This window comes from Pontimicrobium sp. SW4, assembly GCF_039954625.1.
Taxonomy (GTDB): Bacteria; Bacteroidota; Bacteroidia; order Flavobacteriales; family Flavobacteriaceae; genus Pontimicrobium.
Map to the genome: position 1 here is coordinate 2,258,929 of NZ_CP157199.1, position 13,239 is coordinate 2,272,167.

8 protein-coding genes are annotated in these 13,239 nt (G+C 32.2%); 3 read left to right on the forward strand and 5 right to left on the reverse strand.

Going from position 1 to position 13,239, the window contains the following annotated elements; all coding sequences use genetic code 11:
* Positions 1-20: 20 nt before the first annotated feature.
* From ABGB03_RS10600 to ABGB03_RS10620, 5 genes are all read right to left on the reverse strand, one after another.
* Positions 21-5,510, reverse strand: a complete 5,490-nt coding sequence (locus tag ABGB03_RS10600) for a hypothetical protein (protein ID WP_347922488.1) — start codon at positions 5,508-5,510, stop codon at positions 21-23.
* Positions 5,511-5,517: 7 nt separating this feature from the next.
* Positions 5,518-6,174 carry a hypothetical protein gene (locus tag ABGB03_RS10605; RefSeq protein ID WP_347922489.1) on the reverse strand — a complete coding sequence of 219 codons (657 nt, stop codon included), beginning with the start codon at positions 6,172-6,174 and terminating at the stop codon, positions 5,518-5,520.
* Between the two features lie 81 nt (positions 6,175-6,255).
* On the reverse strand, positions 6,256-6,789 hold the full coding sequence (locus ABGB03_RS10610) for an OmpH family outer membrane protein (protein WP_347922490.1): 534 nt from the start codon (positions 6,787-6,789) through the stop codon (positions 6,256-6,258).
* A gap of 29 nt (positions 6,790-6,818) precedes the next feature.
* The gene (locus ABGB03_RS10615; RefSeq protein WP_347922491.1) at positions 6,819-8,222 is read right to left on the reverse strand and encodes a hypothetical protein; all 1,404 of its coding nucleotides are present in this window, start codon (positions 8,220-8,222) and stop codon (positions 6,819-6,821) included.
* Positions 8,223-8,224: 2 nt separating this feature from the next.
* Positions 8,225-9,946 (reverse strand): hypothetical protein, encoded by a 1,722-nt coding sequence (locus tag ABGB03_RS10620; RefSeq protein WP_347922492.1) that lies wholly within the window; start codon positions 9,944-9,946, stop codon positions 8,225-8,227.
* A 286-nt stretch (positions 9,947-10,232) separates the two neighbouring features.
* On the opposite strand from ABGB03_RS10620, the gene ABGB03_RS10625 reads away from it, so the two are divergent.
* From ABGB03_RS10625 to ABGB03_RS10635, 3 genes are all read left to right on the forward strand, one after another.
* Complete coding sequence (locus tag ABGB03_RS10625; RefSeq protein WP_347922493.1) at positions 10,233-10,907, forward strand: response regulator; 675 nt, start codon at positions 10,233-10,235, stop codon at positions 10,905-10,907.
* 11 nt (positions 10,908-10,918) lie between these two features.
* Positions 10,919-11,332, forward strand: a complete 414-nt coding sequence (locus ABGB03_RS10630; RefSeq protein WP_347922494.1) for a hypothetical protein — start codon at positions 10,919-10,921, stop codon at positions 11,330-11,332.
* Positions 11,333-11,807: 475 nt separating this feature from the next.
* Entirely contained in the window at positions 11,808-13,214 is a 1,407-nt protein-coding gene (locus ABGB03_RS10635) for a GspE/PulE family protein (RefSeq protein ID WP_347922495.1), read from the forward strand.
* The last annotated feature ends 25 nt before the right edge of the window (positions 13,215-13,239 follow it).

The window sequence follows — 13,239 nt, forward strand, 5'->3', positions numbered from 1 at the left end:
AATGTGGTTTATCTTATCTGTTAATATGGATTGATTGGTGTTTCAAGGTTTAAGCAATCACAACTATCGTTAGAAGTCATTCCTTTATAATTATAGATGTTTTTACTAATTTTTTTAAACCCACCGTTATCCTTTCCTACAATTTCAGTATACACTGTGCATAATCTGCCAGCCAAATCATAACAATAAACAGTAGCCAGATTATTGGCACCTAAAACCGCAATCAACTCATCTGTTTCTTGATTATAGACATAACTATTCATACTTGATGCAATAGGATGCATTCTAAAATCATCAAAATAATTTCCTGTGCTATTCGTTGCTTTTACATCTAAGTTTAAATTAGTAGCAGATGTAGGTATAGTAATGTAATAAATGTATTGCTGCCAATTGCCCGCATTTGTATCTACACCTAACATGCCTTCTGTTGCTTCGACAGTACTTCCATTAACTGTTAACTGAACCCCAGGACTTCCTGTTACTCTATTTTTTACCCAAAAAGAAACTTTGTATTTTCCTGGTCTTAACGTATTAGTTGTTGTACTTGTGCTTACAGGTTTGTTGATTTCAAAAACCTTATCTGATGTACTAATATTTTTAACACTCCAATTACCCGTATGCGCATATTCTGATGTACGATAATTTGCTCCTAGCACTTCGCCTTCAAACATATTACCATTATCTACATACTCTGCACCGCTATAATACATTTCGGTATATCGAGCATTACCGCTAGCAGTGACTTTACTAAAATTATCTGCCATTTTGGATGCAGCAAAATTTCCATTAATATCCACACTCTCTACTGGTGAAGACCATAAATTATATTTAGTAATTTCTGATACTTTTTGCCACTCTGTATTGGTTTGTGTTGCTCCAATACCCCAATTAAAATCATTAGCATCCACTAATTGTCCATAAGTCCCATCAGTATCTACTGCATCTTTCCAAACAAAGCTTTGGTGTTTACGCCATAGACCTCCAATAGTATTTGTTTGCCCGTTATTGGTTACATGATTCCAAGTATCATTCCATGTGCTTATATATGCATTGGTAGTTTTCCATTGCCCGCCAACCAATACACTTGAAATATTCATAGCTTCTTGGGTAAGCATGTTTTTGTTACTAGGGTTAGTTACTTTTGATCCCATGTCGGCGTATTCGGTATATGCGGGAATTCTAATATCTTGCATTTTAGTACCATCTGCCATTGTAGTCTCACTCTTTCTAAAACTACTTAACCAAGGATCTACATCTGAATATTCTATTGAAGATTTTTGACCTCCACCGGTAGTGATAGTTTTTTTAAGCATGTTGTTATACTCTGTTTTTGAAGAAATACTCAAAAGCCTTTTTTCATCATTTATAACTGTTCCATCATTGTTTGTTTTAAACACCGTTTTCATAGAGTTAAAAGTTTCTTTAACATAACCTTTATTTGGTTCTTGACTTACTAACCTTGTGCCATTGATGTATTCGTTTTCTGTTTTAAACATGACATGTCCTTCACTGTTTAAATTCTCAATAGATTTTAATTGCCCTATTAGTGCGGAATTAATGTTAATGTCAATTTTTTTAGCCTCAACATCTCTCGAATTAACACCATTTAACCCTCCATAATCCTCTTGAACATTGGCCCAAAAAATATTATCTTCTCCAGGAGCATTAGCATCTAAAGCCTCCATTTCTATATTAGGGTTAAAAATGTTAAATACTGGTTTTAATACATGATGTCTATATCGTGTTTTAGAATAATAATCTCCTGTATTAGAAGTTTCTTTCATGGTTACATACTCATACATCACTCCAGGAGCTGGAATCTCAGACTGATATGGCACGTATTTCAATCCGTCTACTGGAGCATAAGATGTTATACCTGAACTTCTGTTTTCTGTTGGATGATTATAATCATAAGTAACTTTATATGTATTACCTATATCTTTGGTTCTTAACTCACTTACTCTTAAACCTCCACCATTTTCATTTTCGGGAATTTTGTTAGCTAATAGTCTATATTGCAATACATGATGGTCGTACTCACAATTTAAACCACCTCCATCTGCCTGTTCTCCTCTAACTTTATCGTTCTGGCAAACAACATGATTACATCTTGTAAACATTTTATTGAAGACTTTACTTGTGTGACTACCTGTGAGTATTGCTTGATTTTTAGGAATTGATAAGAATAACACATCATTACTTACATTAGTTACATTGACATCCAATGCATTCTCAGGTAAAATATCTATATGCCCTCTTCTTCTAATACAATTAAGAATTCCTGAAAAATCGGCATCAATTCTAGAAATCCATAAATCCAAAGAGGTCTTCTGACCAAGATGAAAATAATCATTGAAATTAAAATCATCAGTCAAATCCATATCAGGATCTTTACCTATTTCAATTCCATAAGTACTTTGACCTGAGTTTTCATATAATTTAAAACTTAAAAACTCATTATACCAATATCTTCTTGCAAACGCTTCCATCCAATACTCATCTTCTTCATAGTCAATTTCTATTTTAGCACCTGTAGGCATGGTAATTTCTTTTAAACTCCAAGCTTTTATTTTATTATGCGTTATACCATTTTCAATTGCTTCGCCTTGTAAATAACCCCAACTATCGACAGAATTTTTTTTAACGTTTACGTAATCTCTAATGTCATCTTCGTCTGGTGAATCGCTAATAAAATTCTCTTCTAATGATATATTAGGCATATCTTCTAAATAATAATTAAATGATGTTGCTGGCATATACTCTGTACCTCCTTTTCCTTTTATTTGTACAGATTCTAAAGTCAACCTTCCATAATTACTATTAGGATTGTTAGCTATGTTTATATCCATAGATGAAGGAGAGCTTTTTGCCAATTCATAAGAATGTTTTAACTCTACAACTTTTAAAGCATTGTTATCTATAAAAGATTGAGATACGTCATTAACATCTAGCACATCCTGTTCATTGTGTATTGGATAAGTGTAATTACTACCATATAAAACAACAAAGTCATCAGATTCCCAATTAGGAATGCAAGTATCATTAGGCACATAACCTACAGGGGATAATAGTGTTCCAAGGCTTCCTACTGTGTTTTTAGAAAGGTTTTTACCCACATCTCCATCTACCAATACAATTTTAGATAGTTTTAAGGAATATTCTCTATCATATTCTACACCTCTTCTACCATCACTTCTTAGTTTATACTCTCTAACATCAATATATGGATTTGTATATTTAAGACTATTTTGATTAGAACCATGCCCTGTGTTACCTAAGTACTTATCATTATTAGTAGTTGTTAAAGAACCGTTAGTAAAAACATTATTAATCATATTTGTTGCATTGTTGTATTGAAATTTTAAATTTTTCCCAATAGCATCAAATCGTATATCTTTAACAAAAAGAGCTGTTTTGTTTTTAGTATTTATTTTATCTAAATAGTACAGTTGTTTTCTTCCAAAAGAGTAACCTCCTTTATCTCCCTTTTCAATATCACCTTTAATATTTGTATTATATTGATATACACGATCTTGATAAGGCGTTCTCCATACATAACCATCGCTCCATTTTCCATACTCTAACTCTACCCAATATCCATAGTCTTCCTTATTAAATGACTTTAGTGAATTATTGGTGTCTGGGTCTGGTCTATCTACATAATCTGATCCTGTTACTGCTGTTAATAACCAATGTGTAGCATATCGAGAATACTGTCTCTTTTCCGTAACATTTTGAATATTAAAAGAACTGTTTTCTTGTTTGTTTATTTGTCCTCTCTGCACTTGCTCAAAATGATATACAGGTAAAGAAAAATGGTAGGTTTTACCATCAGGTGATGTTATCATATAAGCTCCAATACCATCTGGATCAAACTTTGCTGTATTTACTCTATCTAAATCTGGAATAGTTGAAGGTGTAATTAAACCCCTTAATGCTGCATGACCGTTGGCAATTTGCGCGTTTGTAAATACTTCTACATAATTAGGGGATTTGGCTCTCCCGTAATATGAGTTATTATAACTGTTTGAAGTACCAGAATGATTTCCTTCGTAAATTAAATCATTGATATCATCTGAAAGATCAATATTTGAAACAATACCATTAGCATCATTTTTTTCAATACTTGTAAATTGTCCGTCAAAATTAAAATAGAAGTCATTGTTATTATACGCAGTACTTGTTTCGTCCAATCTACCTAATTGGCGCTTAACCTCATTTCCACTTAAACCATGATGCCAAAACACGTGAATATCATCTCCTCCCTCATTTTTAGTACGCTGTCCCTTACCAAAAATTGTAGCATTTTGAAAAACATGAGGCGTCATATTCCCCATTAAGCCTTGAGCGGCTACATTATAACTATCATAACCCATAAAGGTAAAGTTGATGTTCTCAATAGCTTTTGAATAATCTCCTATAAAATCTTCTTCAGGCTGAGGCAGTCTTGTTGAATATGTGTCTATAGAATTTGTGCGTGTTGCGTAATCCTTAAACAATTCGTTATAATTATATACATCATAAATTAATGCACTATTATTGTTAAGACTATAATCATAATCATTTGCATATAACGCACCCCATTCTTGATTTAAAAATCCTTTTCTAACATTGATTTTTACCTTGGTTTTTCTAAAACCAATAGTAATAGGTAAAACAATTAGTGGAACCGCAATACCTGTTGATTGTGTGTCAATACTAGCATCGCCTTGTGAAAAGCTATCACTACTCATACCAGCTCCTCCTGAATCTCCTTTAGTCCCTTTTGTTCCTCCTCCTACAGAAAAACTTCCATTTGAAGACAAAGAGCTCCCAACAAATCCATTTTCACCAACATTTACACCAGCACTTCCAGATAAACTCCATTGATTTTTTAAAGAATATGAAACACTAGCTCCTACACCAAAAGAACCAATTTGTACGCCATAGCCATATCCTAATGAAGCATCCCCAGTAGTGCTTACGCTCGCAGAAACACCTCCTTTTATCATTCCCCCTGTTGCAGCTCCAAGTCCTAAATTAGCATTGACAGAACCGGACAATCCTTGACCACCTCCCCAATTTAATCCAACACCTACCGAAGCAGCTCCTGGAAGCCCAACTTCAACAGTAACACCATAATAATCAGTTTCATTATAAAATGAATTAAAATTAATTCCTGTACCAGCTTTCCAATCATCAGGAGTATTAGTCACAGATCTATTAATTGCTCCTGGATTCAAATACCATCCTAAACCAGCCCATGAAGCATCCATATCCATAGTCATTCCCGCGTGGTAAGATAAGTTTACAGGAAACCCCTCAACAGACATTAATGGTAGCACATAGGATAAATCTCCCGTTGTTAAATTCACCATATCTGTAGCATCTACAGGCTCAAAACCTGCAGCTTCTGGAGATCCTGGTCCATTATTATTCGCAAACAACTGATTTATTGGAATAATTGTTGTTAAGAAATTAAGTGTCAAGAACACTGCAATAACTTTATGTGAAAATTTTGTTTTCTTCATTTTTATGTTATTTAAATGATATTGTTGGTTCATATTTTAAAACCTCAGTTGGGATTTTAAATTTTACTTCTCCGGTATACAGCCCTAAATCTTCTATAGAAAAATTTATATACTCTTGTTTTAATGTTTTTTCGTCTCGGGGGTAAACAAACATGATGGTGGTAGCTTTACTCATCCCGTACATACGTGGGTAAATAAAATCTACCATCTCTAAGGTGTCTTTTGTCTCGGTAAACAAGTGTACTTTAGTATCCATACCAAAAGCCAATTGGTTGACCATAGCTCCAAACTCATTTCTGTTTTTGGGAGCTACACTTAATAATTCTTGGTTGCTTTTACTCATGCTTAAATTAAAATAGAGGTACTTGCTGTACTTGTCTCGTAACTGTTTTATGCGTTCGGCATCTTGACTATCTCCTAATTCTTGTTGTACTAACAAATCTGTAGGGCGATACATTAAGGTGTAGTCTACCCCGTTTACAGTTTTGTGCTGAGTATAGCCATTGGTTTCTTCATTAAGATGTGCTAAGAGCTCTGTTTTACTATTAAATGTTTTGTTGTTGCAGCTAAAAAGAAGTAACGTAACTATAAATAGTGAGATTCCTCGTCGTTCCTTGCGTCGCTCTGTCGGAATGACATGTAATATGTTATTTAGTATTTTCAAATTTTATGTTTTATTAATATTGGTTCTCGATCTTTCGACTGTGCTCAAGGCAGGTCAATCGAACGGACATATTTATTTACATTATTTTCCTTCAAATTCTGCATTTAGTCCTTCTAATACTTTTTGTGTTAAATCTGTAGCGTCCTCGGCATACATAATATTCCCAGCGCCACTGGCACCAAAAATTATTTTATACTTATGTTTTTTACCGTAAGTTTTTATATAATCGTTAATATCGTTAATCACCGTTTGGGTGGATTTTTTGTCTTCCTCTTGTATTTGCTTTTGTATAGCCTGTTGGTAATTATTTATTTGCTGTTGCTTATTGCCCAGTAATTCTTGCTTAAGCTGCAGCTCTTTCTTTGTCATTTTAGAGCGTTCTTTTTCGTAAGTTTTTATTTCTTTTTGCCAATCGTTCATTAAACTATCAACATTAGCATTAAGCGTTTTTGCTTTTTCCTCGAAAGCGGCTTTTACAACTTTTGTACGGCTATAGCCATCGAGCAGCTTATTAACATCTACATAAACCAAATCTGAGGATGATTGCGTTTTTAAAATGGTGAAAATGCTTACTATTAAAGCTATAATCGATAATGGAAGTGTCAATTTTTTCATTTGTATACTTATTTATTCGTTGATATGATTTAATCTTTTTTGGTTGTTTCTGCTTTGTTTAAAAGCAGCTGCTCCAATCTTATTAAGCGCTTATTAAGTGAACTGTTGATTTGCATTTGATTTTTTAATTTTTCTTCTTGCTCTAGTGTATAAAGAGTGAGTTCCTCAATTTTCTCCAGTAACTTCATATTCATAACTCCTAACTCAATACCATTAGCTTCCATTTCTTTTGCTGATGGAATATTTGGTAAATGCTTGTTTTTCGTTATATAATTTTGAAGAGTTTCCAAAGAAGTTAAATCATAATCTGCATTAAATACATAATCAGGTCCAGGAACCGACAAATCTACTTTCACCTCTTCTGCATGTATATTTCCTTTAACAGTTAGTTTAGAATCTGGAGTAGTGGTACCAATACCAACATTACCAGAATTTAAAGGAATCGAAATAGCCTCCGTATTAGCATACTCTACATTAGAAGCATCTCTTTGTTTTGTTGTAATAGCAAAACGCGGTGAGCCTCCCGATGTTGACTTTAAACCTACTTGAGTGGTCCAACGGTTAATATTATTATAATAACTAGAAAGGTTAATACCTCCTTCTTGATTACTTCCATAATTTATGGTTTTGACATCTAATATTGAGGAGGCTGTTTCGACACCTATACCTATGTTTCCATTAGAATTGACAACAAATCTATCATTTGTTCCTAAAGTTGCGTTGTCGGATATTTTATAGCTACCTCCATCAACTCCAATAGAAAAGATGTTAGTAGTATTATTTGTAAAGGTTAGGGTTGGATCATTACTACTGGCATGAATTTTAAGGCTAGAACCTGTGGCACCAATGTCTCTTTTAAATTCTGCAAGTGTACCACCAGAACCTCCACCTGCAATAACTAATCCATTACCAGTTGCTGCATCATCATTAATCTCTAATTTAGCCGTTGGACTTGTTATTCCAATACCTAAATTTCCTCCATTTATAAATGATGACCCATTTGGTCTTAAATCGACATCAATATTCCCATCAGTATCACGCAATAGTAATCTAATATTATCGCTAGTTTCCCAAAACCCAGACCAATTATTACCATTAGTGTTCATTCTTGACAGCCAGTGATCATAGGTTTTTGTACTGTGAATATCAAATAAAGCTCCAGGGTTAGCCGTTCCAATACCAACATTACCATCAACAACTAATTTTAAACCATGTATCTTTACTCCTGATGTAAAATCGCCAGCGTAATTAATATTAAGTAGTGTAGCACTAGGTACTAGAGCGCGTTTAAAAACTAAATCTCCATCAACATACCTTCTCATTTGTAAGTCTCCAAAAGAATTTGAAAGACTAAAAGCCTCATTACTTATTACTTGTGAAAATGAATACATTGATAAGCATAATGCTACTAGCAGTAAAATTTGCTTTTTCATCTTTATTGTTTTTTAATAAATTCTTCTATTTTTTTTAGACGCTCTTCTTGAGCATTCAGTTTTTTATCTAAAATTCTTATTTTTGAATCTTTGTCTTCTAATTGTTTTTGCTGCTCTAATGTATAAAGGGTGAGCTCCTCAATTTTCTCCAATAACTTCATATTCATCACTCCTAACTCAATACCATTAGCTTCCATTTCTTTTGCTGAAGGAATATTAGGCAGATGCTTATTCGTATTTATATATTGTTGTAGTTGTTCGAGCGAGGTTAATTCATAATCATTTGCAAATACATAATCAGGTCCAGGAACCGATAAATCCACTTTTACTTCTTCTGCGTGTATATTTCCTTTAACAGTTAGTTTGGAGTCTGGTGTTGTTGTACCAATACCAACTTTACCTGCGTTAAAATAAGATGGTACAATAGGTGAAGCTGATATTTTTATGTTGGATTGATTAGTGGCAAACATTTCCATCGTTCCATGTGTATAAGTACCTCCTCCATTACCAATTGTTACCATTTTGGAACTTCCTCTATTTATTTTAACAAGATCGCTTTTATCCCAAGGATAATTTAAATTTAGTATCGGTTGACTAGAAGCAACAGTTTTTGATATGTCAACTAATGCCAATGGGTTAGTTATTCCTATACCAACATTACCATTAGAAATAGCTCTAAATGATTCAATTAAATTAGTACCATCTTTAACATAAAAAGCTAAATCTCCCTTTTGGTGACTACCACCTCCTCTTCTTGCCTGAATTTGCGCTAAAACACTATTAGAAGATGAATATCTATTAAAAAACTTTAAAGCGCTTAAGGGGCCATCATCAGTTGCATTGTAACCTCTAAGCTTGAGATCTCCCACAACATCCAATTTATCTGTAGGTGTTGTAGTTCCAATACCAACATTTCCACTATTTCCAGAAGCACCACTAATAAATAATTTAACAGAGGAACTGGACGTAGGGTCACTTGTATGAGTAGCAAATCCAATTCCATAATAATTACTTAAAAATAAATGTGAATTATCTACTTCTCCAACGCCAGCTATAGTTTTGTTTTGAAGAAAAACTTGATTACCGTCTTGAAAAGTAAATCTATTACTCGCATCATAATTAGAAGTAAGCTTTAAAAAATAATTATTTGGACTAGAAAGCGTACTTAATTTTATTGAGGCTCCGTTACCATTAACTTCTAATTTTTCTGTTGGAGTAGTTGTGCCTATACCTACATTACCATCGTTTTGATTTATGTTGAAATGAGCATTTCCTGAATAGTCAACTATTTTAAAATTCCCATTCGACATATCTCTACCTATGTCCCAAAAATATTGAGAAGACGTTCCTAGCCTAAGCTGAACTTCATTTAAGCTTCCTAACCCACTGAAGACTTCTAACTTTCGACTTGGAGTCAATGACCCTATACCTATATTTCCATTGCTTTGGTTTATATTAAAATGAACATTCCCCGAATAGTCAACTATTTTAAAATTCCCATTCGACATATCTCTACCTATGTCCCAAAAATATTGAGAAGATGTTCCTAGTCTAAGTTGCACTTCATTTAAACTTCCTAATCCACTGAAGATTTCCAATTTTCGATTAGGATTTATGGTTCCAATTCCAACATTACCAGTTGTTGGAAACGTATTAGTTTGACCTGATATAGAAAAAGCAAATAGAAGACAAAAACAAGTAATTAGATTATATAATACTTTCATGATAATGTGCTTAAAATTTTAACATCTTTTCAGTTAATAAACTTAGAACATTATCATGATTCTCGGATGAGCTAAAACCTTAGAAAAAAAGAAAATTTACCTTACTAAAAGTGAGCTAATTCCTTAGCTTAGTATGCTTTAATTCAAAAAAAATATTTATAACTAAGCAAAAACCTTATTATTTATAAGCTAAAACCTTATCGAAATGTAATAAGATACCATTACCTTGGTCTAAAATAATTTTATGATCCTCCTTAAGAACTAGAACATAAAATTGACAATTGACATGAGTAAAGTTAATGTATTGATAGTGGAAGACGAACCACTAATAATAAACTCGTTAGAACACATTTTTGGGCATTTAAGTAACATTAGTTCAAAGTTGGATTTTAAAATACAATCCTCTAGGGATTGTGATTCGGCATTATTAGAAATAAATAAGGCTGTAAAAGGTACGCCTCTTGATTTAGTATTACTTGATATAAATATTCCTGCTTCAAAATGTAAAGAACTCTTATCTGGTGAGGATTTAGGGATAGAGTTAAAAAACACTTTCCCAGATGTTAAAATAATTGTTTTTACATCTCATCAAGATAACTATAGGTTAAACAACATTTTACAAAATTTAGATCCAGATGGATTTATAATTAAAAATGAAGTTGGCTTTAACGACATAATGAAAGCAATTTCTAAAGTATTAACTAACCCTCCTTATTATAGTGATAGAGTATTGAAATTGATAAGACGACATGTGTCTAATGAAGTTGTACTTGATAAAATTGACAGACAGTTATTATACTTGCTTTCAAAAGGAACTAAAACAAAAGATATCCCAGACTATATTAGACTCTCTAAAAGTGGAGTTGAGAGGCGAAAACGAAACCTAAAAGAAATTTTTCAAATAGAAAATAAAGAAGATAAAGTTCTTTTAGAAATAGCAATAGAAAAAGGTTTTATTTAAAAATAATTAGAATGAAATTGAACTCACACTATTTAAAAGTGCCAGCATATAATTTACAAGAAGTATTATTAGTCTTGGCAATAATTGGCATTTTAATATTATTAGCCTTACCTAATTTAATGCCATTAATTAGCAAGACTAAAAGTATGGAAGCGCAAACACAACTAAAATATATTTATAATTCGCAAACTACCTATAGATATATGTACTCTAAATATGCCATAGAATTAAATGAATTAGATTTTGAAGCACCAAAAACAGTTAAAGAAAATGGCACTAGCAATTATACATATGAAATTATTAGTGCTACAAATAGCAACTTTAAAGCGAGAGCCATAGCAGTATCTGATTTTGATGGTGATGGGATATATAATGTTTGGGAAATTGATGAAATAGGAACTCCAAAACAAATTGTAAAAGATTAATGATTCTAATTAAAATTTTATTAATACTATGTCTATTAACGATTCTTTATCAAGATATTAAAGAACGTAAAGTATATTGGTTTCTATTTCCAGTTTGTACTTTATTGTTTGGTATTATATATTATACTAAATCCATACAGGTAGTATTTTATACTTCCGTAATAATAAACCTTTGTTTTATTTCTTGCTTATTAACTATTATTTTTTTGTATGCCAAATATAAATTAAGCTTGCCTTTTCATAAGGTTATTGGGCTTGGAGACATATTATTATTTTTAGGATTGTCTTTTACCTTTGCTTCAGTTTCTTTTATCATTATTTTTATTAGTGCTCTTATTTTTTCACTCATTCTTCACATTGTTATTAATAAAAAAGAGTCCACAGTGCCATTGGCTGGGTACATGAGTTTGTTTTTTGGACTTACCTATTTGGCAGACTGGGTAGGAATTATCAATTCCTTATACCTTATTTAATTATGGATCATTCTTTTGACATACCCACATCTCTTTTGCAATTAATTAGTAGTGATCAGGCATACCACTACAACATTGTTCCATCAAAAAATGATAATGGCACTTTAGTTTTTAAATCTCACAATACATCGGAAGATTTAAGAAAGGAATTACAAATTGTTCTTGGAAAAGAAATTAAATTACTTCCTGAAAGTGTAGAAAATATCCAAAGTTATCTAGCAAAGAATTTTAGAAAAAACACTGGGATCACCAATAAAAACTTACACTACAGCTCTGACTTTTTACAGAATCTATTATTAACTGCAAAACATATTGGCAGTAGTGATATCCATTTTGAACCTTATGAAAACAGATGCCGTGTTAGGTTTAGATTAGACGGCAAATTAAAAGAATATTATCTTATATCAATTGATGAATATCCAATAATTGTTAATAAACTTAAAATTAAAGCTGGTCTAGATATTTCAGAAAAACGACTACCACAAGATGGACGTATAACTATTAAAATGAACCTTGATGAATTTGATATACGAGTGTCTAGTTTACCCACTTTATATGGAGAAAAAATTGTATTACGTATTTTAAGCAAGGATGCTAGCCATATTTCATTAGAAGATTTAGGATTTACAACCGAAGAGCTCCGAATCTATAAAGAAACTATAAAAACTCCTAATGGAATTGTACTTATATCTGGCCCAACAGGTTCTGGAAAAACCACAACATTATATGCCACTTTAAAACTACTTAACGATAATAAAACTAACATTTTAACTATTGAAGATCCTATTGAGTATACCCTAGATGGTATAAATCAAGTACAGCTAAAAGAAAATATTGGACTTGATTTTCCAAATACTTTAAGAACCTTTTTAAGACAAGATCCAGATATAATAATGGTTGGTGAAATTCGTGATGTTAAAACAGCCAATATGGCCATAAGAGCTGCATTAACTGGTCATTTAGTTTTATCGACTATACATACAAATTCAGCATGGGCTACTGTTTCTAGACTAATAGACATGAATATTCCTTCGTTTTTAATAGCAAGCACTTTAAATGCAAGTGTTGCTCAAAGGCTAGTAAGAGTTCTATGCACAAACTGTAAAAAGGAAGCTAAAGTTTATAAAGAAATTTTTCCTGAAAATTTTAATGCTCCTATTAATTTAAAAAGACATACTATCGCACAAGGCTGCAATAAATGCCATCATACTGGATATAAAGGAAGAAAAGCTATTTATGAAATTATACCCATTACAAAATCGCTCATATTTCATGTTAAAAATAATGATCTAGAAATAGATAATTATTTAAGAGAACACAATATCAAGACTTTAAAAGATAATGCTATCGATTTAATACAAAAAGGCATAACATCTGTTGAAGAGGTATACTCATTACTGGTCGATTGACTTTACAATTCTAATAAAAACAATT